This window comes from Pseudomonas sivasensis (assembly GCF_021391435.1).
Taxonomy (GTDB): Bacteria; Pseudomonadota; Gammaproteobacteria; order Pseudomonadales; family Pseudomonadaceae; genus Aquipseudomonas; species Aquipseudomonas sivasensis.
On sequence record NZ_CP090029.1, the window covers coordinates 4,280,565 to 4,303,968 of the forward strand.

Consider the following 23,404-nt stretch of genomic DNA (forward strand, 5'->3'; position numbering starts at 1 on the left):
CTTAATATTATTCAGTTTCCAGAAAAGATCCAGCCCCGTACGCTGACCTCCATTCCCAACGTACACGCAGGACGGTGCCATGAACGCGAACACCCACGCCTTATCGATCAACCCCGCCAACGGCCAAACCGTCGGCAACTATCCCTACGAAACAACAGCGCAGCTGGATGCCGCCCTCGACCGCGCCACCAGCGCCTTCCGCACATGGCGCCGCCAGCCGGTGAGCCAGCGCGCCGAGCTGCTGTTAGCCCTGGCCGCCGCCTTGCGCGAGCAAGCCGAAGCCATGGCGCAGATGATCACTCTGGAAATGGGCAAACCCATCGCCCAGGCACGTGCCGAAGTCGAAAAATGCGCGCAACTGAGTGAATGGTACGCAGCCCAAGGCCCGGCCATGCTCGCCCCGGAACCGACCCTGGTCGACAACGGCACCGCCCACATCGAATACCGCCCGCTGGGCCCGATTCTCGCCGTAATGCCGTGGAACTTCCCGGTATGGCAGGTACTGCGCGGCGCCGTGCCAACCATGCTCGCCGGCAACACTTACGTGCTCAAACACGCGCCGAATGTGATGGGCAGCGCCTACCTGATCCAACAAGCGTTCCGTAAAGCCGGCTTTGCTGAAGGCTTATTCGAAGTGATCAACGTCACCCCCGAGGGCGTGTCCAAAGCCATCGCGGACCCACGTATTGCCGCCGTGACCCTCACCGGCAGCGTGCGCGCCGGCATCGCTATCGGCTCCCAGGCCGGTGCCGCGTTGAAAAAATGCGTGCTGGAACTGGGCGGCTCCGACCCGTTCATCGTGCTCAACGACGCCGACCTCGACGCCGCCGTGCAAGCCGCGCTCATCGGCCGCTTCCAGAACAGTGGCCAAGTCTGCGCCGCCGCCAAGCGCCTGATCATCGAAGCCGGTGTTGTGGAAGCCTTCACGGCCAAGTTCGTCGACGCCAGCCGTGCCTTGGTGATGGGCGATCCCACATCAGCTGCCACCTACATTGGCCCAATGGCCCGCTTCGACCTGCGCGACGAGCTGCACGGTCAGGTCCAGGCCACCCTGGAGGAAGGCGCGACCCTGTTGCTCGGCGGCCATAAAGTCACAGGCGACGGCAACTACTACGAGCCGACCGTACTCGCCAACGTCACCGACCAGATGACCTCGTTCAAACAGGAACTGTTCGGCCCCGTGGCCTCGATCATCACCGCCCGCGACGCCGACCACGCGGTGGCCCTGGCCAATGACAGCGAATTTGGCCTCACCGCGAGCATCTTCACCACTGACGCAGCGAAAGCACGGGATATCGCCAATCAGCTGGAAACCGGCGGGATCTTCGTCAACGCCTTCAGCGTCTCCGACCCACGGGTGGCGTTTGGCGGCGTGAAGAAAAGTGGATTCGGTCGCGAGCTGTCGCACTTCGGCGTTCGCGAGTTCTGCAATGCGCAGACGGTGTGGCTGGATCGAAAATAACCCCGGCTGCGCAGCGGGCCTTTCATGGCAGGCGGCCGTGTTGTGGTGAGCGATCTGATCGCGCATTTAGGCGGGATCAAGCAAAAAACAGATTGCGAAGCTACTGACGAACACACATTGGCCGTCTCCTTTTTGCGAGGCGCGAACGTCCTAGCGACTTTTTAACGATAGGCGCCATGACTTGGCGCGACATCGAAGATCGCGCCACCGGCACGCGAACTGAAGCTCAGCCTCCCTCTGCGAGGCTGAATCAACTACCATAGCGCCGCCGGTTCCCCCATGGGACTAATAGGGAATTCGAAACGCCGCCCGCGGCGTCAATCGAAACTGCCCCCGCAACTGTAGGTGCCGAGCCTGCTCCTTAACGCCACTGGACCTCGTCCGGGAAGGCTGGAGCGTGGCGAAGACGCATCAGTCAGGAGACCTGCCGGCCCAGCACAATCACTAACCGGCGGGGTGTCCGGGAAGGACATCCTTGCCTGCCCGACCGGCAGCGTTCAAGGGCGTATTTCCGAGCCGTACTGCCCCTGCTTCACCTACGGTTCACACGGAGATCGCCCCATGCTGCCACGCGTTACTGCCCTGATCACCGGTCTGGGTTTCTGTGCCCTGGCTCAAGCGGCGCCCACTCACTACCCGCTGACGATCCAAAACTGCGGCAGCGCCGTGACCTTCCCGCAAGCCCCCGCACGCAGCGTGACCATCGGCCAGGCCGCCACCGAAATGCTGTATGCCCTGGGCGTCGGCGACAAAGTGGTCGGCACCTCGCTGTGGTTCAACAGTGTGCTGCCCCAGTACCAGGCGCAGAACGACAAAATCGAACGCCTGGCCAACAACGAGCCAAGCTTTGAAGCCGTGATCGCCAAACGCCCGCAACTGGTGGCTGCCGAGCTGGAATGGGTGGTCGGCCCGCAAGGCGTGGTGGGCACCCGTGAGCAATTCCACGAATTGAAGATCCCCACCTACCTGCTGCCTTCCGACTGCGAAGGCAAGGACAATCTGGTGGGCGCCGACGGCACGCGGCTAGAGCCGTTCCGCATCGAGACCCTTTACAAGAGCATCAGCCAACTGGCCGAGATTTTCGACGTGCAGGCGCGCGGCCAACAGCTGAACGACGACCTCAAGGCGCGCCTGGCCAAGTCCGTTGCCACGGCGCAGAGTAAAGGCCTCAAGCAAGCCAGCGCGCTGGTGTGGTTCTCCAGTTCCGAGATAGCCAGCGACCCGTACGTGGCGGGCCACAAGGGCATCCCCGAATTCATGCTCGAAACCCTCGGCCTGCACAACGTGGTGCAGTCCGATGAAGAGTGGCCCGCCGTTGGCTGGGAAACCATCGCCAAGGCCAACCCGACGTTCCTGGTGATCGCCCGCATGGACCGTCGCCGCTACCCTGCCGACGACCATGAAAAGAAACTCGCCTTCCTGCGCAGCGACCCGGTCACGCGCAACATGGACGCCGTCAAACACAACCGCATCATCATCCTCGACGCCTTGGCGCTGCAGGCCAGCCTCCGCACGTTCGATGGCCTTGAACAGCTGGCCGGCGCCATCGACGGCTACGACCTGCGCAAATGAGTAAAAGCGTGATCCGCACCCTGCTCGCCCTGACCCTGCTTTTAGCCGCCCTACTCGCGGGCGTGGCCATCGGCGAAACGTCCATCGAGCCGCAGGTGGTGCTTCAAGTGCTCGCCAATAAGCTGTGGAACGCCGGCTATCTGCTCGATCCAATCGACGAAGGCGTGGTGTGGAACTACCGCCTGACGCGCGCCCTGGTCGCTGCCGCGTGCGGTGCGGGGCTGGCCACCTGTGGGGTGATCTTGCAGTCGTTGCTGCGCAACCCGCTGGCCGATCCCTATCTGCTGGGTATCAGCGCCGGCGCCTCCACCGGCGCGGTGTTGGTGGCGCTGATGGGCGTGGGCGGCGGGTTGATTTCACTGTCGGCCGGCGCGTTTGTCGGGGCCATGGCGGCGTTTGCCCTGGTGATCTTGCTCGCGCGGGCCAGCGGCTCTATGAGCGGTACCGGCCAGATCATCCTCGCGGGCATTGCCGGTTCGCAGATGTTCAATGCCCTGACCGCGTTTCTCATTACCAAGTCGGCCAGTTCCGAGCAGGCCCGCGGCATCATGTTCTGGCTGTTGGGCAACCTCAGCGGTGTACGCTGGCCTTCGGTGTGGCTGGCGGTGCCGGTGGCGGTTGCCGGCTTGGCGGTGTGCTTGTGGCATCGGCGTGCGCTGGATGCGTTTACCTTCGGCAGTGACTCGGCGGCGTCCCTCGGCATTCCGGTGCGCCGCGTGCAATTTGTGCTGGTGGGCTGCGCGGCGTTGGTGACGGCGGTGATGGTGTCGATTGTCGGCTCCATCGGCTTTGTCGGCCTGGTGATCCCCCATGCAGTGCGCCTGTTGCTGGGCACCGGGCACTCGCGGTTGCTGCCAGCCAGCGCCTTGGGCGGCGCGCTGTTTTTGATCGCGGCGGATGTGCTGTCGCGCACCTTGATCAAAGGCCAAGTGATTCCTGTGGGCGTGGTCACTGCCCTGGTCGGCGCGCCGGTGTTCGCGTTGATCCTGATCGGGCGGAGGAATGCGCGATGAAAGTGCTCAGTTGTACGGGCCTGGGTTTCAAGGTGCGCGATGCCGAGTTGCTACGGGATATTCATCTTGAGGTGCAGTTGGGGGAAACCTTGGGGATTGTCGGCCCGAACGGCTCCGGTAAATCCACCTTGCTCAAACTGCTGGCGGGGTTGCGAACACCCGCCTCTGGTGAGGTACGGCTTGGGGGCACGCGTTTGGGCGACCTGTCCCGCCGCGCCATCGCGCAACAGCTGGCAGTGGTGGAGCAACAGGCCGACACCGACGACGCCATCCGCGTATTCGACGCCGTGGCGTTGGGGCGCACGCCATGGTTGTCGGCGCTGAGCCCGTGGTCACGCGAGGACGACGCCATCGTGTGCCAGGCCCTGCACGATGTGGACGCCACCCACCTGAGCCAACGCGCCTGGCGCAGCCTCTCCGGCGGCGAACGCCAACGTGTGCACATCGCCCGCGCCTTGGCGCAACGGCCACAGATTCTGCTGTTGGATGAGCCGACCAATCACCTGGATATTCAACATCAACTGGCAATCTTGAAGGGTGTGCAAGGGTTACCGGTGACGACGCTGATCGCGCTGCATGACCTTAATCAGGCCCTGACCTGTGATCGATTGGCGGTGCTCGATCACGGACAATTGGTGGCGCTGGGCACACCGCTGGACGTGCTGACACCGCAGCGGTTGCAGGAGACGTTCGGTGTGCAGGGGCATTACCTGACGGACCCGTTTGATGGGGCGCAGATACTGCGGTTGCGTTCCAACTGAGGCGCTCGGTGAGCACCGCAGATGGACGTTAAGTGACCGATGAGCCTTTTGTGGTGAGCGGGCTTGCCCCGCGCTGGGCTGCGAAGCGGCCCCAATAAGGCCACCGCAATTCCTCAGAAAAACCGCGGTGCCTGGTTTTAGGGCCGCTGCGCAGCCCAGCGCGGGGCAAGCCCGCTCACCACAGAAAGCACTTTCAGTACAGGAAGTACTTTCACTACAAAAAAAAAGCACTTTCAGCACATAAAACACTTCCTCCATAGCAAGTACTTTCACCACAGACAGCACTTCCACGCGAATGGGCGTTATGTGACCGATGAGCCTTTTGTGGTGAGCGGGCTTGCCCCGCGCTGGGCTGCGAAGCGGCCCCGATAAGGCCACCGCAATTGCTCAGAAAAACCGCAGTGCCTGGTTTTAGGGCCGCTGCGCAGCCCAGCGCGGGGCAAGCCCGCTCACTACAGAAAGCACTTTCACCACAGACAGCACTTCCACGCGGCCGGGCGTTATGTGACCGATGAGCCTTTTGTGGTGAGCGGGCTTGCCCCGCGCTGGGCTGCGAAGCGGCCACGATAAGGCCACCCCAATTTCTCAGAAAAACCGCAGTGCCTGGTTTGGGGGCTGCGCAGCGGCCCCAATAAGGCCACCGCAATTCCTCAGAAAAACCGCAGTGCTTGGTTTTGGGGCTGCTGCGCAGCCCAGCGCGGGGCAAGCCCGCTCACTACAGAAAGCACTTTCACCAAAGGACATACGTTCAGCACAGGACGTACTTTCACCACAGGAAATACTTCCACCACAAGAAGCCCTCTGACCACAACGAGCGCGCTCACCGCAAACCTATAAACTCCGCTGCATATGCGTCGTCTGCCACACCGGGTCGGCCTCGACATCCACAATCTCAAACCCCTGCCGCCCCCAAAAATCAATCGCCCCAGGCAGGAATGGGTGGGTATGCAGATACACCACATCCACGCCATCCGCCCGCGCCCTGCCCTCCAACGCGCGGTATAACTCCCCCGCCAGACCGAAGCGGCGAAAGGCCGGAAGGACGAACAGGCGCACCACTTCCACAGTCTTGCGGCCTTGGTAATTCAATTGGGGGAAACGATCGTCGTAGGGCAAATAACCGATGGCGGCAATGATCTGGTGGTCCTGGCGAGCGATCAGGAAGTGCCCATCGCCGTGAAGGTAAGTGGCCTCGAATTGCGCCAGGTCGGCGGGCATGCTGGTATCGCTGAGCTTGGGGAACAGCTCGGCACGGGCTGCCAGGACGAAGGCCAGAACCTCTGGAATGTCGGCAACCGTGACCGTCTGGATATTGATCATTCACTCACTCGCTCGTACCGCAAATACCCGTTGGCGGCTGTTCCCACACACACGAACCCAGCCGCCTCATACATTAACCGGGCCGGGTTGTCCGCACGCACGCACAAGCTCAACCGCGCATAACCAGCCTGCCCCGCCGCCGCCCGGTAGGCCTCCAGCAATGCACGCCCAATACCCTTGCGCCGATATGCCTCGCCGACGTTGATCGTGCACAACTCGGCAAGACCGTCCTCGAGCATCCACATCGAATAACCGGCGAACTGTCCGTCGAGCATGGCCACCGTCAATCGCTCAACGTTGTTGACCCAACGTGCGAGGTGCCGTTCCAACTGTTCTTGCCAGGCCACTTCGTGTGCAGGCTCCCAACGCTGGATGTATCCCCGCTCGCCCCGGTAAACCGCGGGCAGGTCGGTGATCCTGGCCGGCCGTAGCGTCAGCTCGTTCACTCAAGCAACTCGCAGAATGAAGTGCCCTTCAGGGCTGCAGGCGGACAGGCCGGATGGGGCTGAGCGCTTGAGGCCGGGTTGAAGAATCTCATGTACATCCCTTCGTTTGAGTGGGAGGCGAAAGGTTACCCGGCCAGTCATGCATCCTCCAGCTTGTCGCGCAAAAACTCGATAAACCGCTGGGTCTTCGCGGGCAGCAGCCGCGTTTCGGTCAGGGCATAGACTGAAACCGACGAGCCATGCCAGTCGGGCAGTACTCTGCACAGTGTCCCGCTGACCACATCCTGCTCGGCAATGCCTTCGGGCAGCAGCGCAATCCCCAGGTTCAACGCGGCCAGGCGTCTGAGCATGCCCACGCTGTTGAGCTCAAACCGCCCGCTCACGTCGACGTCCACCTTCTCCGACCCCGACTCCAAGCCCCATCGATGCGCCCTTGACCCGCGCATGCGCAAACATTCGTGATGCGCCAGATCTGCTGGCTGAGCTGGCAGTCCGGCGCGTTCCAGGTACTGGGGCGAGGCGTAAAACGCTCGCCGCATATTCGCGAGTTTGCGCGCGATCAGGTGGGAATTGGCGGGCTCGCCCATGCGAATGACCACGTCCACTGGATCGCTGATCAAGTCGACCTGGCGCGGCGTTAAGTCGAGTTCGAACGTGATGTCCGGATACAACCGGGAAAACTCGGCAATCAACGGCGCCAGGTAGACCATCGCGAAATCCACCGGCAACGAAGCGCGCAGCACGCCGTTGGGTTGGGCGAGCATTTCGCCGAGTTGTTCATGGGCCAGGCGGGCCTCGTCGACGATGCGCTTGCACCGCTCAAAGTACAACTGACCCGCCTCAGTGGGCTCAATCTTGCGCGTAGTGCGGTGCAACAGCCGCAGGCCGATACCTTTTTCCAATTCGCTGATGCGCCGGGACAGCGTCGAGTTCGGCATGCCCAGGCTTTCGGCCGCGCGACTGAAACTGCGTGCCTTCACCACCTCGACAAACAGCGCCATATCGTTGAGAAATTCCACAGTATTATCCCATCAGTGGATTAGTCATTTCGTATTTCAGGCATTTATCCCGAAATCGGATTGATCAATCATAACCCCATCACTGATGAGGAACACCGCCATGAATGCTCTTTTCTCTCCCCTTTCCCTTGGTCGCTACACCCTCGCCAACCGCCTGATCATGGCGCCGATGACACGCTCGCGCGCCAACGACGCCGGTGTGCCTTCCGACCTTGTGACCACTTACTACGCCCAACGCGCCACCGCCGGTTTGATCATCTCGGAAGGCGTATTTCCCGACGCGTCGGGCAAAGGCTACGTCCGCACTCCAGGTATCGAAACCGCCGAACACGTGGCCGCCTGGAAATCTGTCACCCAAGCCGTGCACGCCCAGGGCGGGCACATCTTCATGCAACTGATGCATTGCGGGCGAGTCTCTCACCCTTCACTGCTGCCCGACGGCGCGCTGCCGCTGGCCCCTTCTGCGATCAAACCGGCGGGCCAGACCTGGACCGCGACCGGCCTGCAGGATTTCGTCACGCCCCATGCTTTGAGCGTCACGCAGATCGGTGGCGTGGTCGACAGCTACCGTCATGCCGCACGCCGGGCAATCGAGGCAGGCTTTGACGGGGTGGAGTTGCACGCCGCCTCCGGTTACCTGCCCGAGCAATTCCTCTCCAGCAGCAGCAACCAACGCGAAGATCAGTACGGTGGTTCGGTGGAAAACCGTAGCCGCTTCGTACTGGAAGTGCTCGCCGCGATGGTCGATGAAGTAGGCAGTGATCGCGTGGGCATCAAAATTTCCCCGGAGATGAACTTCAACGACATCAGCGATGCCAACCCGCAGGAAACCTTCACCTACCTGGTCAAGCAACTGCGCGAGCTGAAACTGGCCTACTTGCATGTGGCACTGTTCGGGGCGAGCTTCGACTATCACGCTGCGTTGCGAGAATTGTTCGAGGGCCGCTACCTGATCGGAGGCGGCCTTACACGGGAAAGCGCCGACACCTTGATCGCCGAGGGCAAAGCCGATGCGGCGGTGTTCGGCGGCGCGTTCCTGGCCAATCCGGACCTGCCCGCGCGCTTTCTCAGTGGTGCCGCTTTGAATGTGCCCGACAAAGACACCTTCTACACGCCAGGTGCCGAGGGTTACATCGACTACCCAGCACTCTGAAGCGTAGAACCTTCAGTCACTTGTCTGATACGGGACGGTTGGTGAATGGGGGTCCAGTTGTGGTGAGCAGGGCTGCCCCACCAAAACACCTATTCACCACTGATCCTCGTCGAGATCCACCGTCGGCTATACGCCAACACCGCCTCGCCCATCGCCACCGGAAAATGGATAAATCCATGGGCCGACTCCGGCAGCAGATGGGCCTCTGCCTGTGGCCACCGTTCAGCGATTAACAGTGTGTCGTCTTTGAGCGGGTCCAACTCACCCACAAACATCAACGCCGGTGGCAGGCCGTCGAAGTCGCCATACAGCGGCGACAACGGCGCCTGTCTGCGCTCGTCATCGCTGATATCAGGCGTCAGCATGCGCAGCGCATCGACCATTCCTGGTCCGTCCAGCAACAAGGTCTCAGGCCCGGCGTTGCGCACACTCGGCGTACCGGTCAAATCGTAAACACCGTAATACAGCACTGCGCCGCTCACACGCTGGAGCAACTCCGGCCATTGCTTGAGCGCCAACAACGTCGCCGCCGCAAGGTGCCCGCCGGCCGATTCGCCGACGACGATGACCGGCAGCTGTTTGAACTCATCCTCACAGAGCAACCAGCGCGCCGCCGCCAGGCAATCCTCCATCAGCCCTTCCACCGGCGTATCCACCGCCAGCCGGTAATCCACCGACACAACCGCCACGTCGCATGCGTTAACCATGCCGAGGTTAAGATCGTCGTCCATCTGCGCATTGCCAATCACCCAGCCGCCGCCGTGGATATCCAGCACCACGCCTTTAGGCTTGCCGACTGGCCGCAGGATGCGTACGGGGACGTTGTCGAAGATCTTGCACTGCGCCGCTGGCGCCTTCTTGAGCGTTTGGCTGACGCGCAACAACCCCTGGATCAAACGCGGCGTCACGCGGTTACGGATCTTGAAGCGCGGCATCCAGGCGAGCTTTTGATTGAAGCGGCGCATCTGGGCCAAATCCGACTCGCTGGCCGGCCAAGGTTGGTGGGCCATCAACGGTTATTCCGCAGGATCGAGAAATTCAACGCCGCCGCTACGCACAGCCACGCCAAATACGGGAACAGGATCAAGCCGGTGATCAGGTCCAGACGCACCGCCATCACCACCATTGTCGCCACCGTTACCCACAGCACCGCAATAATCACCATCCCCGCAAAGATGCGATGGGCGCCGAAGAACACCGGGGTCCACAATGTATTCAATGCGATCTGCGCAGCCCACAGCGCCAATACCATTTCGCTGCCTGGGATCAGTGTGAGGCGATAACCGGCCCAGGCCAGCAGCAGGTAGATAATCGTCCACGCGACCGGGAACAGCCAATTGGGCGGGGTGAAGCTGGGTTTGACGAGGGATTCATACCAGGCGCCAGGTTTGAAAAGGATGCCGGTGCTGGCGGCGGCGGCGCAGGCGAGCAGGAAGATGAAGAAGGTCATGGTCGGTCCTTGAGGTCGGTTGAAAGAAATCCACGCATAGCATCAGTGACTCAAACCGCCGCAGATAAATTCAATCAACCACACAAAAATGGACTGCACGGTGCTCAAACCGGCTCCACAATCCTCAGCCACGGCCACCGCACCTGATAACTCCTGGCTTTGCGCGCAAACAATTCCGGCTCCGGGTGCAGTGGGTTAATCCGAAGAATCCCCTGCTCCACATCCGCCAGCCCATAGGGCGCATACACCTCACCGGTGGCGATCTCCAACCCGATGCACGTCCCCGCCACCAGGTAACGGTCCACCCCCTGTTTAGCCGAGTGCAACTGCGGATATGGTCGGCCAAACCGCTGCCCATACCAGAGGTGAACCCGCGCCTGGTTCTTGACCTCAACATTCACGCCCAAATCCTGGAACAACTGCTCGGCCCTGCGAATCACAGCGTCCTCGGCCTCATAGGACAAGTCGGTGTCGAAGTAGAAAACGTCGTAGTCCTTTACGCCCTGCGCGGCAGGGAGATTGGACTGATGATTCCACACCGCCTGGAATAGACATCCCGCCGTGAGCATGCATTGCTCCACACCGAGGTCGGGCAGACGCGCGGTGATTTCGGCGTTGATGGGGTTGGCCATGGCCAGGTTGAGCAAGGTGTCGACGGTCAATGTCATGGGATCCCTGAGTTAATCAGCCCTTTGGTGGAAGTCGACTGTACAACATCAGGGAGGGCGTTGAGGTTTACCCCTTCAACTCACTGGCCCGATGACTCGCCGCATCGTCATAAGCCACATACAGCGACTCAGCGATCTGGCTCTTGATGGCCTTGGAAGCCTCCAGACCCAACACAAACCCTTCCGCCTTACCGCCTGCGCGGTTGAGTTCTTCATGGGTGGACGCGCCGGTGATGGCGTCGAGTAGCTTGGTGGCATGCGGGCCGACGCCCTTGGGGAGGCTGATTTGGTCGATGGACATGAGGCGATACCTTGCGAGAGAGAGGTCGGTAGCGCGTGGAACCACTGCCGGGGGATGGCATGGTAGACCGATATGCCCTGCAAAGGGGTGTTTGCGAGTCATCCGGTTTAAAACTCAAGATGCCTTCATCATGGCATTTCATTGTCATGCAGCGCTCGGCACCGCATCACCGCGCGCCTGAGCAGGCATCTTGTGAGGACTCAAGGGCGAAGACGCACGGCAAATGCGCGACACGATACGTGTGGTGCGTTACACCCACGCCAACGACACACCGAACCCAGCGTTCACCCTTGAATATGACCGCTACCTGGCATTCCGGGCCGGGAAACGCGTGGCGTCTCGGCTTAAGGTATTCTCCATGGCGTTAATGCCGACCTCGGCCGCCAATCGCTGCCCCTCAAGGCGCTTCAGGAGATTTGCATATTGATTGGGCATCGCTTCGAGCGCACCGCGCAGGGTGACTTGCACATCCACTCGCGCAACGGGGTGCAAAGCGCATTGGTACTGCTGACAGGCGCAATGGCGTTCACCCTGCCACAGGCCTTCGTCGTGTTTTGGCTCACCGATAGCAGCTCGCAGTGGGCGGACATGGACCCGCTGACCTCGCTGCTGATCGTGCTCGGCCTGCTGCTCATTCCTGCCCTTGGCCTGCTGCTGATGGTGTACACCGGCATCCGCGAGAGCTTGTTGTTGTCGCGGGCTAACGGCGAAGGCAAGCGCCGCACTCGAAACTTTTTCGGTGGCCGCGAGCGTGTGCAGTCAACCTTCAGCATCGATAAAGCCCACCACCTCGAACTGCGCCGCCGTCTAAAGGCAGAGCCGGCCAACACCCAGTTGTGGCTGGTGATGCGCGACGGCACCGAGCAGCGCTTGACCACCGACAACGTGCCCGTGATACCGGGGAGCACACGCACCGATATGTGGCTGCGAGAACTGGCTGACTATCTGAACGTGGCCGTGCCCACTGAGGTGCACGTTGGGTCGGCGGCCGAGGCGCCCTACAGGCCTGCGCCATCACCGGCGAAGGTCGCCCGGCGGCGCAAATCCGAGGGGCCGGCACCCATGGCTGAGTCCACCGACAAACTCGGCAGGCCCGCACGCGCCCTGCTGTCCCTGCTGGGTGTTTTCCTGGCGGTGCTGGAGCTGAAGCATGTGATCGCGTTGGTGCGCGCGCTGTTTACCGGGCGGCTGCGGGTCAGTGGCATTCGATCGGGTTCGACGAACTTCTATTGGGCCGAGCAACCTCTGGTGTTTTCATTCAATGTGCTGGTGGGTGTCGCCGAGGTGCTGATTATCGGCGTGATCGCCTGGGGGTGTTTGCGTACGGCGATTCTGGGGCGGCTGAAATCCAACTCGTGAAGGAGGCCAATTGGGCACCGCGCCCGCGCACTGCTAATCTGCGGCCTTTGTGCCTGTAGCAAAAGGAAGGTTTACAGCGACATGGACATTCAACAAATCAAGCAACGCCTGGCCCGCCCAGCCGTGAAGTTCATGGCCGGCGGCTTTCGCCCTCTCGGCACCGATGAAGAAAGCTGGCTGGGGAATGTCTTCCTGTTCCGCCCGGATGAAGGCGTACCCACCAATCAGGCCGGACAACCCTTGCTGCCCTACGCGCAGTTTTACCTGCCCGCCCTGCCCTTCAACAGCCCGCTGCTGGCGGGGGTTCGTGTGCTGACGGTGTTTATCTCGGACCCGTTTCCTGAAGACTTTGAGCCGATGGGAAATAACTGGGTGATCCGCGAATATGGTCCCGATGACGTATTGGTGCGCAAGGCGCTGCCGGTACCGGGCACATTTCTCAAACCTTTCCCGTTGAAGGCAGAAGCGGTGCCGGAGGACTTCCCTCTGTGGGATGGCGGCGGTGTCCCCGCGGACCTTGAGCAAGCCATTCTCACGCTGGAGCGCGCGGGCGAGATACAGAGCTATTACGACTTGATCACCCATGCTTACGAACACAAGATCGGCGGTTACCCCTCGTTCTGCCAGTCGGGGGTGGATCCGGGTGAAGGTTTCGAGTTTGTGTTCCAGATTTCGTCGGACCCGAAGATCAACCTCAACGTGATCGACAGTGGCAGCCTGATGTTCTGGAAGCACAACCAAACCGGGGAATGGGCGCTCTATTATGATTTTTACTAAGGTGCTGGGAGGCCCGAATGACTGACTACCGTGGATTGATCTTCGACGACACCCGAGAAAGCGCATCCGACCACGCCCTCGCGCAATTGGAAGCCACCCTCGGCGCCCGCCTGCCGGACGATTACCGGCAGTTTCTCAAGACCTGCAACGGCGCCACCGTGGAATACGACGTGCTGGCGACCATGAGCAATGGCGATAAAGAGCTGCTGAGTTTCTTGCTGTATGGCCTGGACCCCAGCGAGCAGTATGAATCCAACCCCTTTGAACTGGAGCAACTGCGCAAGCAACCTGGCTTCCCCGCGACAGGGTTATTGCCGATCGGCCGCGATGGCGGCGCCAGCGTGTTGCTACTTGACCTGCGCGAGGGGCGCCAGGATGTGGGGGCGATGGTCGCAGGTTTACCCGCCTGGACGGGGCGTCGCCAGCAAGGCGATGAGTACGTGGTGCTGGCGGACTCGTTCAATGCCTACCTGGACTTGCTGCACGTGTCGCAGGAACGGATCGCGGAGCACATCAATCACTTCGTCATCAGCGACGACACCATTGACGCGACGCTGACGTGGCTGGATCAAAGCAGTCCCGGTTGGCGGGAGCGCTATCGGGACCTGTGGAATGCGCGGGTGGTGGACAGGCCGATTTGAAGCCGGTGTCAGGGCGTCGCGCATTGTGCTGGCTGGAGGAAGTCTTTCAGCGCTGCCTGATACAGCGTGAGTGGCTGGTCCCGGGTATCGAGCATGGCAAATGGAATCGCGGTGATATGTGAAAACGTCTGGGCACTGATTGAATAGGTTTTCTGCCTGCACACGCCGTGATTGCCATTGAGCATGAACTGAAACGTGAACAGTGTAGGCCGGGTACACCAGCTGGGAATCAAGCCAAGACTCAAGCCCGTCAGGTACTCCTGCGTACACGCGCCGCCCGATGAAAACTCCGAGATTTTTATGGCTAATACAGCGCCCGACGACGCGAGCGGTGCTGAGCTGATGTCTTGCGCCGCCGGGATTATTTCTTGTGTGGCCTGGTAGGCGCGCTTGCCGAAGCGGCTGTCCTTCCAGGGCGCGTCAACTTCATAAGTGAAGCTTGGGATGCTTTCGGTTTTGGCGGCTTCAACGCGGTCGTTGATGATTGGCCTGGACGCGTAGGTGGTGCATCCGGCGCCGGATATCGCCATGGTGAGAAGCATCAGACTGTTAACGAGTGCGCCACGCATCTTGGGTTTTCCCTGGCTATGAATTGGGCCGACTTCATCCAAGTCGGTCAGGAGGGTGAGCGGGCTCTCCTGTGGTGTGCAGGTTTCTTGTAGTGAGCGGGCTTGCCCCGCGCTGGGCTGCGAAGCGGCCCCAATAAGGCCACCCCAATTTCTCAGAAAAACCGCAGTGCCTGGTTTTAGGGCTGCTTCGCAGCCCAGCGCGGGGCAAGCCCGCTCACCACAGAAAGCCTACTCAACACACAAAGTTCGCTCACCACAGAAAGCACCTCACCAAAAAAACCCCAAGCGACTCACGCCTGCGCACTGAACCGCTGCGCCGCACGCCGCTCATACATCGCCGCTTCCGTCTCCTGAGTCGCCCGCTCACCCTTATAGGCCAACTGCGTCAAAAACTTCGCATCCCTGAACTCTGCTGGGACCATGCTATGCGTGTCTTTGAACAGCGGCGCCAGATCAATGGAGCTGGCGAAGTTTTCCTGGGTCAGGCTGTAGTAACCCATGACGCTGCCGGACCAGGGCGAGCTGGCGTCTGTCATGTCGATGGCAGCATCTCGGTAGGCGACGGCTGCGGTTTTGAGACCCAGGGATTTGTTGAGCAGATCCGTGAGCCGCTGGGTGTCCGAGCTGTTGAGCTGGCCGGCGGTATTGAGCACTTTCAGACTGCCGTCAGCGTCGACGGTGAAGCCGTATTTTTTGCTGGCAAGGTCGGGAGCTGTAGTCGACAGAGTTGACTGGAAGGCCTGGAAAGAGGCTTTCAACGTGTTGTGCGCACCTTTGAAGATTTCGGCGAACCGAGGGTACTCCGGCGATTCAGAGCGACCCACCCAGACGTCGACGACCTCCAGTGGTTTCGACGTGGTGCTGGTGTCTTCACTGGGATGGTAGATGGCGGCTGGCGCGGCGTTTGCCAGGGCTTCCTTGGCGACATCCGTCAGCGGCTGGGGCGTAAGCGTCTGATTGGAAGGCGCAAGGGTGACATTGGCCGGCGAGGGATAGGCGGAACTGACGGAGAGAGCCATTTAATCGGTCCATGATTGGCGGGTTCCTCAAGGTTATCGACGGTGCTGGAGCAACCTTTAGCTCAATGACCCGCCTAGCCTCTCAGCGCACTGATGATGAACGCGTGAAGACCATTGACGGCTTTGGACCCGCGAGAAGCTCGGCTGCGCAAGATCGAAACCTCCATCGGCGCAATGTTCCCCAACCCCTGCTCACTGCCCAAGACCTGCAGCGATGCCGGCACGCTGCACTGAGTGATCGCGGCAATTGCCAGTCCACCTTCGACGGCGGCCACTTGGCCAGCGAGGCTTGAGCTGTTGTAGACCACTTTGAATTGGCGGCCCTGGCGGGTCAGTGAGTCCACCGCATAACGCCGAGCCAGGCTTTCACTTTCGTAAACAGCGATGGGCACCGGCTCTCGACGCCACAGTTCGAACTGCGGTGAGCCCACCCACACCATGGGTTCCTTGAACAGAAACGTGCCGCTTTGCGGCGAGTCCCTGGACACCAGTGCAAGGTCAAGATCGCCGCTTCGCACACGCGGGATCAAGGTGGTCGACTGTTCACAGGTCAGCTCTATGTCCACGCCTGCGTAGCGCGGTGCAAAGCGCTTGAGCAGCGGTGTGAGGTACTTGGCCGCGTAGTCCTCGGCGACGCCCAGGCGGATGCGACCGGTCAGTGCTTCCCCATGAAAAGCCGCCTGGGTTTCAGCATGCAGGGCGAGCAGGCGGCGGGCATAGCCCAGCAGCGTCTGGCCATCAGCGGTCAGTTGCAGGTGGCGCGGACCACGGTTCAGCAGTTGCCGTCCAAGCGCGGCTTCAAGCTTTTTCATCTGCATACTGACGGCGGACTGGGATCGGTTCACCTCGTGCGCTGCGCCCGACAGCGAACCAGCATCCACCACCGCCACGAAGCACTTGAGCCAATCAATCTGCAGATCGCTGGCGAGCATGGGGCTACCTCTATGCGTTAATCGAATGACTGCGATGTGAATTATGCGCTTTTCAGGATAACCGCCCAGCCCTAATGATGATTCGCCTGAATCACCACTGCGGGATTTGAACATGCCATTCGAGACCTGGTTGCTCTATGTGTTTACCTGCTGCGGTATCGCGGTCGTGCCGGGGCCCAATGCGTTATTGGTGCTGACCCATGGTGCCATTCACGGGCGCCGCAAAACGCTGTTCACCATCACCGGCGGAGTGCTCGGTTTTGCGGTGGTGCTTTCGTTTTGCGCGCTGGGCCTGGGCACACTGATTCAGGCGTCGTCCGCGTGGTTCAACGCGCTGAAGGTGGCCGGGGGTCTGTACCTGATCTGGCTGGGCTTCGGACTGTGGCGGGCTGCGCCGATGACGCTTGAGACTGCCGATACGGCTGGCTTCAGCGGTTGGTCACTGTTGCGCCAAGGCCTGGTATCGGCCCTTTCAAATCCCAAGGCGTTGCTGCTGTTTACCGCGTTTATCCCACCGTTCCTGGATCCGCACAGGAGCCTGATCGCCCAGACGGCCGCCATCGCACTGACCTACGCCGGGGTGGAGTTTGGGGTTGAGTATCTGGTCGCCAGCGCGGCGCACCGGGTCAGGCCTTGGTTGGCGAGGACCGGGCGCCGGTTCAATAAAGTCTGTGGTGGTTTTTTTGTGCTGTTTGGCTTGGCGCTCCCCATTCGTGCCTGACAGCTTCATGGTTGCCCTTGCAGGATCGTACAAGCCCACTGACCCGCAACGTGAGTAGCCTTGGATCTCTCACCCCACCCGAGGATCCACCATGGCCCAGCACCCGGTAAATCTCACCCAAAAAGCCTCGCTCATCGATCAACTGTGGAGCCCGCGAGTGGTCGCGCAAATGAACGACTACCAGTTCAAGGTCGTGCGGATCGAAGGCGAATTCATCTGGCACTCGCATCCGGAAACCGATGAGGCCTTTCTGGTGCTTGAAGGCACTTTGCGTATCGACCTCCCGGACGGCCCGGTGTATGTGGCTCCGGGCGAGCTGTACGTGGTGCCGCGTGGCGTCGAACACAGGACGGCGGCCGACGGCGAAGCCAAGCTGATGATGATCGAACCACGCGGCATCCTGAACACCGGGCATGAAGGGGGTGAGCGCACTGCCGAGAATGATCAGTGGATCTGAAACGTCGCAGCCCCCAGCAACCCCAGCAGCTCATTCACCAACTCAACCGCCTCCTGCTGATAGCCTTCACGCCAGCGCGCCGACCAATTATTCGGTTGGCCGTCTTCTTCCCACTCAGATAGCGCCAGGCCGTTGACGATTTCCAGCTCAAACCACTGGCGTTGCCAAGCGTCAGCGTCGGTGACCAGGGTGATGTCCTGCCACAGAAACTCGGTATGGGCGACAAAACGACTCCAGCGGAACAGGTCCTCGGTGGCCTGCTCTGCGAGTAGGATCAGTTGGGTTTTTTGGTCCATTGCGGGTTATTTGTCCTTGATCTCTTCCAGCCGTCCGCCGCAGGCGATGAACTTGTCGGTATAGCCTTCACGACAGGTGTTGCTCTGCACGGACGCCACGCTGCTCGGCTTCAAACCGGAGCACGGATCGGGGTTCGAGGCGCTCGACGAAAATTGATGAGTGCACGTTTGGTAGCTGTTTCTTTGCGCCTCATCCAACACGCGCTGGCCCTCGGCGCTGTCTTTTGCGCGCTGTTCGCAGGCGTTGACGTTGGCATCCAGCTCGGCCACGCACTGCTGGCCCTGTGGGGTTTCAGGGTGGATGTAGCGGTACTGCGTGCAAGCGCCGAGGAGGAGAAAGGCAAGTGCGGCAAAAGCTTTGGTCACGGATTCCATATCATTCAGGCGTGAATGTCGCGAGGTTGGACGTGGAAAAGGGCCCGGGGTTCTGCCATTGTCGCGCCGTTGTTTGTTTTCCCTGCGCCCCCGGAGCCCTTATGCCATCGACCAAACGCGACAGCGCCCGCATTGAGCGCCGACTCGTCGCCACCCTGACCGACGCCTGCGAAACCGCCAAAGCCGAAATCCCCGGCTTCGAATGGTTGACCCACACTGTCGATTACACAGCCTTTCCCCAAAGCCTGCGGGTGATCTGGGTGTTCGATACGCGCGCAAACAAGGACCACGCCCTTGCGACCGGTGTCGACCAGCGCATGCGTGAATTGACCGCTGCGGCGCTAGATGACGCCGAGGTAGCGCCCGTACAGGTTGACCGCTGTGTGCGTTTTGACTCTGAAGAGGAATGCCAGCGCCAGCACGGTGGCGATTGGCGTGTGCGTCTGCAACGCTAGTGGCTGCCTCGTAATCTCTGGATAATGCCCTCCTCCCGCCCCGATACGGAAATCCCGCTCAATGAAGTCGCCCGCCCTGCTTCTCGCTTCTGCCCTCTTGCTGCCCGCCATCGCCCACGCCGACGACGCCGCATTGACCGAGACGCTCAAGGCCTTCACGCGCTGCGACGCAACCTTCTTCAGCAGCCTGAACACGCACCGCGCCGCGTGGCAGGCCTATGCGCCGCTCAAGCAGGACAAGGACTTCACCTGGATCGCCGTTAAAAACCGTGCCGACCGCCAAGCCAATCAGGTGCCCGTCAGCGCGCCGCCCATCGCAGGCTTGAAGCTGTTGTCGTACGCCGACGAGGCCGCCGACCTTGATCAGTTGGGACGCTACTATTACTGGGGTTTTGTCGTGCAAGGCGGTGTGGACGAGGTGGCCCAGCACCTGGCACCACTGCTGGACGTGCCCGCGCGGCTGCAAAAAATCGACGGGTCTTATATTCGCAGTGAACTCAAGGTCGGCGACCGCTGGCAGGCGATCAAACCGCAACCGGGCAAGGCACCGGGCACACGCAACGTTGAGCGCGTGCTGATCGTCGAACCCGATGGCGAGCAAACACGCGTCAGTTGCTCGGTACAGGGCGGCGTCGATGCTGCGCTGCTGGCCTGGCTGCGGCCGGACATTGCACCGGTTGACTACCCGCGTACCGTGGTAGAAACCAGCATCAACGATGTCGACGTACCTGCCAGCGTGCTCCAACGCCTCGATTCGCCGCTGTTGCAGCCGAAATTCAAGAGGTTGAGCTACTCCTACCTGTCCAAGAAAGGCGACGGCAGCCAGGACAGTCCGACCTCGGTCACCTTCACCGCCGACGGCGGCTTGCTGAAGAAGAATGAGGTGTACGGCAACGCCTTCAACGTCGATCGCCTGGTGCTCGCCGACTTGATCCAGTTGAAGTCGAAGATGAACGGCGTCGGCGATGGGCGAGTGCTGCAAACCCTCGCAGTCGAGTTGAAAGTGCCGAGCAGTTGGGCCCCTGGCCAGATCCTGCGCGCAGACATGCAGATGCTGAACGTCCCCGCCAAGCCCACCGACACCCCCACCGACACCTCATTGATCTGCAAGGTGGGTGAGCGCTTCCCGGCGCGCCAGGTGTTTGCCTCCTTGACCGGCGACGCCATCAAGCTTGAGTGCGACCAGGGCGACTACAAGACCTCGCGTGCGTTTATCGAGGACTTGGGCGTGGCCCTGACGCTGGAGTCGACGTCGAGCCAGTTCCACTACGTGAATCAATACACCGCGCTGGATGTCGTGCGCTGATCAGCCCAACGCCAGGACGCTGGGATCTGGGGCACTCTGCGCCAGCCCAGCGGTCTGTTGATGCACACCCCCTGCCCCGTGGAGTTCCCATGATCATTGTTCACCACCTCAACAACTCACGCTCGCAGCGCATCCTGTGGCTGCTGGAAGAGCTTGGCCTGCCCTACGAAATCAAACGTTACCAGCGCGACCCAAAGACCAACCTCGCACCGCCTGAACTCAAGGCAATCAACGCCCTGGGCAAGTCCCCGGTGATTGAAGACGGTGCCAATGTGGTGATCGAATCCGGCGCCATCGTCGACTACCTGATCCGCCGCCATGGCGACGGCCGCCTGCAACCCGATCCTGCCTCGGCCGACTACGATAAATACGTGCAATGGCTGCATTTCGCCGAAGGTTCGGCCATGTTGCCGCTGATGCTTAACCTCTACGTGGGACGCCTGGGGGATGCCGGTGCACCGTTGCATCCACGCATCGAATCCGAGGTCGCCAACTATTTGGGCTATCTGAACGATGCGCTGGGGCACGCACCGTATCTGCTGGGTGATGAGCTGAGCGGTGCAGACATCCAGATGAGTTTCATCGGCGAAATCGCCAAGGCCCAGGGCAAGTTGCAGGCGTACCCGCACCTGTCAGCGTGGGTGCAGCGGTTCCAGGCGCGGCCGGCGTATCGCCAGGCGCTGGAACAGGGCGGCGAGTATGCATTTGCCAACTAAGTAAACCCGGGCACGGTGGGTGTGCGACTAGCCCACCATCTGCCACAACGATGCGCCCACCCCGGTAATGCTCTCCCCGGCAATCAACCCCGCCGCTGCGGTAATCGCGAAGCGCTCGGTGATACTTGGCCAACGGCAGCTCACCAACCAGGTGAGCACCGCGCCCATCGCCATCATCAACGACACCGAAGCCGGCAGGACAAAAGCCAACCCCAGCGCGGCGGCACTCGGCAAGTAGCGGGAACGATGGGCCGGCAACAGGCTGTCGAGCACGCCCAACAACACGCCTGCACCGCCGCCAATGGCAATCGCCCAGCGGATGCTCGTCGACAATGAATCCAGCCCATGGGTCAGGGTTTGCGCCACGGCTTTCCACGTCGCCACCGCGGGCGCCGGCCATTCTTCGGTAAGCAGCATGGACTGCGGATCCGGAATCAGCGCCAGGTACGCAAACACGCCAACGATGCTGCCGATGAAAATCCCCAGGATCTGCGCGATCACTTGTTTGTGCGGCGTAGCACCAATCGCTTTGCCCACCTTGAAATCGTTCATCAAGTCCGTACATTGCCCCGCCGAGCCGCCAGCGGTGTTGGCGCTCATCAGGTTGATCGGCACCTGGCCGGGAGCAACGATGCCGAAGCTCAGTTGGGACAATTGCCCGATGGCGCCAATCGGCGGAATACCGGTGGCACCTACCACGCGGGCGGCGACGGCCGCCAGGCAGATCGCCAGGGGAATGGTCAGCAATGCCATCCACAGATTGATGCCGAACAACAGCGCTTGCAGACTGACTACTAAGCCTATCGACAGGATAAAACCAGCGGCCGGTCCGGGCTTGGGCACGCTCCACATCTTGCCGCCGTCAGCTTTAGTGGAGGAGCGCAACGCCCACAAACGAATCGTCAGCGAGGCCAAGGTGGAACACACCATCAGGCTCACACCGGGCCACAGCAACCATTCCACCAATGCAGCGAATTGCGGGCCGCTGCTGTCTGCCGGCAACGTCACCAGGTTTTGTGCCAGCAGCCACGGGCCCAGGCCACCCCACGCAATCAAGGCGCCGAGCAGCAGAGTCAGGCCGACGCGAATACCGATAATGCCGCCGAACCCCAGCAGCAACAGCGAAGGATCGGCGGTAAAGGTCAGACGCTCCCAAGAGGCTGTCGGCGACCAGCGCGGAAAGGCCCACATGAAGGTGTCCACCCACTTCACCAATCCGGACAGCAAAGCGGCGCTGAGCAGCACCTTCAAACGTGTCGCGGCTTCGCGTCCGTGGTTGTAGATGTGCAGCAGGGTTTCCAGGGTGGCCATGCCTTCGGGGAACTTCAGCGCCTTGTCATTGAGCAACGAGGGGCGCAGGTACCAGGCGATCCAAATGCCCAGGAAACTCACCGAGAACACCCAGGCGATCATCGGCAACGCGTCTAACTGGTTGCCGGTCAACAAGGTGTAGGCCGGAATCGGCGCCACCAAACCGCCAGAGATGATCGAAGCGGCGGCCGAGGCGACGGTCTGGTTGATATTGCTCTCATGCAAGGTCCACGGCAGTTGCTCGGTGGAACGCTTAGCCAAGCCTTGCCAGATCGCATAACCCGCCAGCAGGGCGATGATCGACATGTTGAACGACCAGCCGATCTTCAAGCCGGCGTACACATTGGATGGTGTGAGCAAAATACCGAGCACGGTGCCGGTGACGACGGCACGCAGGCTGAGTTCGCGTTCGACGGGGGCGTACTGGGGAATGGCTGGCGAGGCTGACAGCATGCGGATTCCTTTCGGCAATGAAACAGGGCGACCTAACAAGTGAGCCCTGTGGGCCCTGAAGGTTCCTGAATCGGCAAGAAGGAACAGCAGCGCAAAGCACGTCCGCTCTTGTGATGTGCGGGCTTTTTTTGGTCAGCCTGCGTGTAGGTGGCACATAAGCTTTTTGTGGTCAGCCTGCTGTAGGTAGCAAATAAGCTTTCTGTAGTGAGCGGGCTTGCCCCGCGCTGGGCTGCGAAGCGGCCCCATCAAGAGCACCGCGTTTCGTCAGGTAGATCGCGCTGGCAGGTTTTGGGGCTGCTTCGCAGCCCAGCGCGGGGCAAGCCCGCTCACCACAAAAGCCACTGCTCACCGTAAGAAGCCTGCTCACTACAGAAACCTGCTCACCAGAGAAGCCTGCTCACCACAAAAACCTGCTCACCAGGGAAGTCTGCCAAACACAGGAGTTCGCCCCTCTTCTTCATAGCCACGCCGCATCCCACAACAAATAATCCCCCACCCGCTCCACCAGACCGGCTCGTAAAGGGTTGGCAATGATGTAACGCGTGGCAGGCAAGCTTTTTTTGTGGTGAGCGGGCTTGCCCCGCGCTGGGCCGCGAAGCGGCCCCATCAAGAACACCGCGTTTCGTCAGGTAGATCGCGCTGGCAGGTTTTAGGGCTGCGAAGCGGCCCCATCAAGAACACCGCGTTTCGTCAGATAGATCGCGCTGGCAGGTTTTGGGGCTGCTTCGCAGCCCAGCGCGGGGCAAGCCCGCTCACCACAAAAGCCACTGCTCACTGTAAGAAGCCTGCTCACTACAAAAACCACTCAATAAGAAGCCTGCTCACTACAGAAACCGGCTCACCAGAGAAGCC

General features: G+C 61.0%; 26 protein-coding genes, 1 pseudogene and 1 riboswitch. Of the genes and pseudogenes, 13 read left to right on the forward strand and 14 right to left on the reverse strand.

Annotated elements, in window-relative coordinates:
* The first annotated feature begins 79 nt into the window (after nucleotides 1–79).
* The 4 genes from LRO94_RS19255 (at nucleotide 80) to LRO94_RS19270 (ending at nucleotide 4,808) form a co-directional block, all read left to right on the forward strand.
* Nucleotides 80–1,462: an aldehyde dehydrogenase family protein gene (locus tag LRO94_RS19255; protein WP_032885848.1), complete on the forward strand. Its 1,383-nt coding sequence runs from the start codon at nucleotides 80–82 to the stop codon at nucleotides 1,460–1,462.
* A 252-nt stretch (nucleotides 1,463–1,714) separates the two neighbouring features.
* Nucleotides 1,715–1,908: riboswitch (cobalamin riboswitch) on the forward strand.
* Between the two features lie 115 nt (nucleotides 1,909–2,023).
* Complete coding sequence (locus LRO94_RS19260) at nucleotides 2,024–3,034, forward strand: ABC transporter substrate-binding protein (protein WP_122680513.1); 1,011 nt, start codon at nucleotides 2,024–2,026, stop codon at nucleotides 3,032–3,034.
* Nucleotides 3,031–4,047: an iron ABC transporter permease gene (locus LRO94_RS19265; protein WP_122756925.1), complete on the forward strand. Its 1,017-nt coding sequence runs from the start codon at nucleotides 3,031–3,033 to the stop codon at nucleotides 4,045–4,047. The genes LRO94_RS19260 and LRO94_RS19265 overlap by 4 nt, the downstream gene beginning before the upstream one ends.
* Nucleotides 4,044–4,808: an ABC transporter ATP-binding protein gene (locus LRO94_RS19270; protein WP_032885852.1), complete on the forward strand. Its 765-nt coding sequence runs from the start codon at nucleotides 4,044–4,046 to the stop codon at nucleotides 4,806–4,808. The genes LRO94_RS19265 and LRO94_RS19270 overlap by 4 nt, the downstream gene beginning before the upstream one ends.
* Nucleotides 4,809–5,639: 831 nt before the next feature.
* Here the strand turns inward: LRO94_RS19270 and LRO94_RS19275 are convergent.
* From LRO94_RS19275 to LRO94_RS19285, 3 genes are all read right to left on the reverse strand, one after another.
* Entirely contained in the window at nucleotides 5,640–6,128 is a 489-nt protein-coding gene (locus tag LRO94_RS19275; RefSeq protein WP_099603115.1) for a GNAT family N-acetyltransferase, read from the reverse strand.
* On the reverse strand, nucleotides 6,125–6,574 hold the full coding sequence (locus LRO94_RS19280; protein ID WP_233896873.1) for a GNAT family N-acetyltransferase: 450 nt from the start codon (nucleotides 6,572–6,574) through the stop codon (nucleotides 6,125–6,127). The genes LRO94_RS19275 and LRO94_RS19280 overlap by 4 nt, the downstream gene beginning before the upstream one ends.
* A gap of 137 nt (nucleotides 6,575–6,711) precedes the next feature.
* Entirely contained in the window at nucleotides 6,712–7,593 is an 882-nt protein-coding gene (locus LRO94_RS19285) for a LysR family transcriptional regulator (protein WP_179178692.1), read from the reverse strand.
* A 100-nt stretch (nucleotides 7,594–7,693) separates the two neighbouring features.
* Here LRO94_RS19285 and LRO94_RS19290 point away from each other — a divergent pair, with 100 nt between their 5' ends.
* Nucleotides 7,694–8,746 (forward strand): alkene reductase, encoded by a 1,053-nt coding sequence (locus LRO94_RS19290; protein ID WP_179178691.1) that lies wholly within the window; start codon nucleotides 7,694–7,696, stop codon nucleotides 8,744–8,746.
* An 89-nt stretch (nucleotides 8,747–8,835) separates the two neighbouring features.
* Here the strand turns inward: LRO94_RS19290 and LRO94_RS19295 are convergent, their stop codons facing one another.
* From LRO94_RS19295 to LRO94_RS19310, 4 genes are all read right to left on the reverse strand, one after another.
* A complete protein-coding gene (locus LRO94_RS19295; protein WP_179178690.1) occupies nucleotides 8,836–9,756 on the reverse strand; it encodes an alpha/beta hydrolase fold domain-containing protein in 921 nt (306 codons plus the stop codon).
* Nucleotides 9,756–10,196 carry a tryptophan-rich sensory protein TspO gene (tspO, locus tag LRO94_RS19300; RefSeq protein ID WP_032885858.1) on the reverse strand — a complete coding sequence of 147 codons (441 nt, stop codon included), beginning with the start codon at nucleotides 10,194–10,196 and terminating at the stop codon, nucleotides 9,756–9,758. Before tspO ends, LRO94_RS19295 begins: the two co-directional genes overlap by 1 nt.
* A 104-nt stretch (nucleotides 10,197–10,300) precedes the next feature.
* A complete protein-coding gene (locus LRO94_RS19305) occupies nucleotides 10,301–10,864 on the reverse strand; it encodes a nucleotidyltransferase family protein (protein WP_032885860.1) in 564 nt (187 codons plus the stop codon).
* Nucleotides 10,865–10,931: 67 nt separating this feature from the next.
* Nucleotides 10,932–11,165 carry a hypothetical protein gene (locus tag LRO94_RS19310; RefSeq protein ID WP_032885861.1) on the reverse strand — a complete coding sequence of 78 codons (234 nt, stop codon included), beginning with the start codon at nucleotides 11,163–11,165 and terminating at the stop codon, nucleotides 10,932–10,934.
* 420 nt (nucleotides 11,166–11,585) lie between these two features.
* On the opposite strand from LRO94_RS19310, the gene LRO94_RS19315 reads away from it, so the two are divergent.
* The 3 genes from LRO94_RS19315 (at nucleotide 11,586) to LRO94_RS19325 (ending at nucleotide 13,942) form a co-directional block, all read left to right on the forward strand.
* Complete coding sequence (locus tag LRO94_RS19315; protein WP_179180050.1) at nucleotides 11,586–12,524, forward strand: hypothetical protein; 939 nt, start codon at nucleotides 11,586–11,588, stop codon at nucleotides 12,522–12,524.
* Nucleotides 12,525–12,605: 81 nt separating this feature from the next.
* A complete protein-coding gene (locus LRO94_RS19320; protein ID WP_179178689.1) occupies nucleotides 12,606–13,301 on the forward strand; it encodes a DUF1963 domain-containing protein in 696 nt (231 codons plus the stop codon).
* Nucleotides 13,302–13,318: 17 nt separating this feature from the next.
* Nucleotides 13,319–13,942: an SMI1/KNR4 family protein gene (locus LRO94_RS19325; RefSeq protein WP_032885865.1), complete on the forward strand. Its 624-nt coding sequence runs from the start codon at nucleotides 13,319–13,321 to the stop codon at nucleotides 13,940–13,942.
* A gap of 8 nt (nucleotides 13,943–13,950) precedes the next feature.
* On the opposite strand, the gene LRO94_RS19330 is transcribed toward LRO94_RS19325, so the two are convergent.
* The 3 genes from LRO94_RS19330 to LRO94_RS19340 all read right to left on the reverse strand — a co-directional run bounded on the left by LRO94_RS19330 (nucleotide 13,951) and on the right by LRO94_RS19340 (nucleotide 16,462).
* Complete coding sequence (locus tag LRO94_RS19330; protein ID WP_179178688.1) at nucleotides 13,951–14,511, reverse strand: hypothetical protein; 561 nt, start codon at nucleotides 14,509–14,511, stop codon at nucleotides 13,951–13,953.
* A 290-nt stretch (nucleotides 14,512–14,801) separates the two neighbouring features.
* Nucleotides 14,802–15,530, reverse strand: coding sequence for a hypothetical protein (locus LRO94_RS19335; protein ID WP_179178687.1), 729 nt, complete (start codon nucleotides 15,528–15,530; stop codon nucleotides 14,802–14,804).
* 74 nt (nucleotides 15,531–15,604) lie between these two features.
* Entirely contained in the window at nucleotides 15,605–16,462 is an 858-nt protein-coding gene (locus LRO94_RS19340; RefSeq protein ID WP_122756933.1) for a LysR family transcriptional regulator, read from the reverse strand.
* 112 nt (nucleotides 16,463–16,574) lie between these two features.
* Here LRO94_RS19340 and LRO94_RS19345 point away from each other — a divergent pair, with 112 nt between their 5' ends.
* Nucleotides 16,575–17,183, forward strand: coding sequence for a LysE family translocator (locus tag LRO94_RS19345; protein ID WP_179178686.1), 609 nt, complete (start codon nucleotides 16,575–16,577; stop codon nucleotides 17,181–17,183).
* Between the two features lie 91 nt (nucleotides 17,184–17,274).
* Nucleotides 17,275–17,640: a cupin domain-containing protein gene (locus LRO94_RS19350; RefSeq protein ID WP_032885870.1), complete on the forward strand. Its 366-nt coding sequence runs from the start codon at nucleotides 17,275–17,277 to the stop codon at nucleotides 17,638–17,640.
* On the opposite strand, the gene LRO94_RS19355 is transcribed toward LRO94_RS19350, so the two are convergent.
* Nucleotides 17,628–17,936 (reverse strand): hypothetical protein, encoded by a 309-nt coding sequence (locus tag LRO94_RS19355; protein ID WP_179178685.1) that lies wholly within the window; start codon nucleotides 17,934–17,936, stop codon nucleotides 17,628–17,630. The genes LRO94_RS19350 and LRO94_RS19355 overlap by 13 nt on opposite strands.
* A 6-nt stretch (nucleotides 17,937–17,942) precedes the next feature.
* A complete protein-coding gene (locus tag LRO94_RS19360) occupies nucleotides 17,943–18,302 on the reverse strand; it encodes a hypothetical protein (RefSeq protein WP_164440520.1) in 360 nt (119 codons plus the stop codon).
* 110 nt (nucleotides 18,303–18,412) lie between these two features.
* Between LRO94_RS19360 and LRO94_RS19365 the strand changes: the two genes are divergently transcribed.
* The 3 genes from LRO94_RS19365 (at nucleotide 18,413) to LRO94_RS19375 (ending at nucleotide 20,788) form a co-directional block, all read left to right on the forward strand.
* Complete coding sequence (locus tag LRO94_RS19365) at nucleotides 18,413–18,766, forward strand: hypothetical protein (RefSeq protein ID WP_179178684.1); 354 nt, start codon at nucleotides 18,413–18,415, stop codon at nucleotides 18,764–18,766.
* Nucleotides 18,767–18,827: 61 nt separating this feature from the next.
* Nucleotides 18,828–20,072, forward strand: a complete 1,245-nt coding sequence (locus LRO94_RS19370; RefSeq protein WP_095185537.1) for a hypothetical protein — start codon at nucleotides 18,828–18,830, stop codon at nucleotides 20,070–20,072.
* A gap of 89 nt (nucleotides 20,073–20,161) precedes the next feature.
* Complete coding sequence (locus LRO94_RS19375) at nucleotides 20,162–20,788, forward strand: glutathione S-transferase family protein (RefSeq protein ID WP_032885879.1); 627 nt, start codon at nucleotides 20,162–20,164, stop codon at nucleotides 20,786–20,788.
* Nucleotides 20,789–20,815: 27 nt separating this feature from the next.
* Here LRO94_RS19375 and LRO94_RS19380 read toward each other — a convergent pair whose 3' ends face one another.
* The gene (locus LRO94_RS19380) at nucleotides 20,816–22,552 is read right to left on the reverse strand and encodes an OPT family oligopeptide transporter (protein WP_179178683.1); all 1,737 of its coding nucleotides are present in this window, start codon (nucleotides 22,550–22,552) and stop codon (nucleotides 20,816–20,818) included.
* 457 nt (nucleotides 22,553–23,009) lie between these two features.
* Nucleotides 23,010–23,102: pseudogene (locus tag LRO94_RS19385) on the reverse strand (REP-associated tyrosine transposase); the annotation flags it as partial.
* Nucleotides 23,103–23,404: the final 302 nt, after the last annotated feature.

What these genes read in the sequence shown, in the direction of transcription:
- LRO94_RS19370 (WP_095185537.1), top strand. Translation starts at nt 18,828, where the DNA reads ATGAAGTCGCCCGCCCTGCTTCTCGCTTCTGCCCTCTTGCTGCCCGCC.
- LRO94_RS19335 (WP_179178687.1), bottom strand. Translation starts at nt 15,530, where the DNA reads ATGGCTCTCTCCGTCAGTTCCGCCTATCCCTCGCCGGCCAATGTCACC.
- LRO94_RS19260 (WP_122680513.1), top strand. Translation starts at nt 2,024, where the DNA reads ATGCTGCCACGCGTTACTGCCCTGATCACCGGTCTGGGTTTCTGTGCC.
- LRO94_RS19310 (WP_032885861.1), bottom strand. Translation starts at nt 11,165, where the DNA reads ATGTCCATCGACCAAATCAGCCTCCCCAAGGGCGTCGGCCCGCATGCC.
- LRO94_RS19320 (WP_179178689.1), top strand. Translation starts at nt 12,606, where the DNA reads ATGGACATTCAACAAATCAAGCAACGCCTGGCCCGCCCAGCCGTGAAG.
- LRO94_RS19330 (WP_179178688.1), bottom strand. Translation starts at nt 14,511, where the DNA reads ATGCGTGGCGCACTCGTTAACAGTCTGATGCTTCTCACCATGGCGATA.
- LRO94_RS19295 (WP_179178690.1), bottom strand. Translation starts at nt 9,756, where the DNA reads ATGGCCCACCAACCTTGGCCGGCCAGCGAGTCGGATTTGGCCCAGATG.
- LRO94_RS19305 (WP_032885860.1), bottom strand. Translation starts at nt 10,864, where the DNA reads ATGACATTGACCGTCGACACCTTGCTCAACCTGGCCATGGCCAACCCC.
- LRO94_RS19290 (WP_179178691.1), top strand. Translation starts at nt 7,694, where the DNA reads ATGAATGCTCTTTTCTCTCCCCTTTCCCTTGGTCGCTACACCCTCGCC.
- LRO94_RS19340 (WP_122756933.1), bottom strand. Translation starts at nt 16,462, where the DNA reads ATGCTCGCCAGCGATCTGCAGATTGATTGGCTCAAGTGCTTCGTGGCG.
- LRO94_RS19270 (WP_032885852.1), top strand. Translation starts at nt 4,044, where the DNA reads ATGAAAGTGCTCAGTTGTACGGGCCTGGGTTTCAAGGTGCGCGATGCC.
- LRO94_RS19345 (WP_179178686.1), top strand. Translation starts at nt 16,575, where the DNA reads ATGCCATTCGAGACCTGGTTGCTCTATGTGTTTACCTGCTGCGGTATC.
- LRO94_RS19325 (WP_032885865.1), top strand. Translation starts at nt 13,319, where the DNA reads ATGACTGACTACCGTGGATTGATCTTCGACGACACCCGAGAAAGCGCA.
- LRO94_RS19365 (WP_179178684.1), top strand. Translation starts at nt 18,413, where the DNA reads ATGCCATCGACCAAACGCGACAGCGCCCGCATTGAGCGCCGACTCGTC.
- LRO94_RS19265 (WP_122756925.1), top strand. Translation starts at nt 3,031, where the DNA reads ATGAGTAAAAGCGTGATCCGCACCCTGCTCGCCCTGACCCTGCTTTTA.
- LRO94_RS19350 (WP_032885870.1), top strand. Translation starts at nt 17,275, where the DNA reads ATGGCCCAGCACCCGGTAAATCTCACCCAAAAAGCCTCGCTCATCGAT.
- LRO94_RS19275 (WP_099603115.1), bottom strand. Translation starts at nt 6,128, where the DNA reads ATGATCAATATCCAGACGGTCACGGTTGCCGACATTCCAGAGGTTCTG.
- LRO94_RS19355 (WP_179178685.1), bottom strand. Translation starts at nt 17,936, where the DNA reads ATGGACCAAAAAACCCAACTGATCCTACTCGCAGAGCAGGCCACCGAG.
- LRO94_RS19255 (WP_032885848.1), top strand. Translation starts at nt 80, where the DNA reads ATGAACGCGAACACCCACGCCTTATCGATCAACCCCGCCAACGGCCAA.
- tspO (WP_032885858.1), bottom strand. Translation starts at nt 10,196, where the DNA reads ATGACCTTCTTCATCTTCCTGCTCGCCTGCGCCGCCGCCGCCAGCACC.
- LRO94_RS19375 (WP_032885879.1), top strand. Translation starts at nt 20,162, where the DNA reads ATGATCATTGTTCACCACCTCAACAACTCACGCTCGCAGCGCATCCTG.
- LRO94_RS19380 (WP_179178683.1), bottom strand. Translation starts at nt 22,552, where the DNA reads ATGCTGTCAGCCTCGCCAGCCATTCCCCAGTACGCCCCCGTCGAACGC.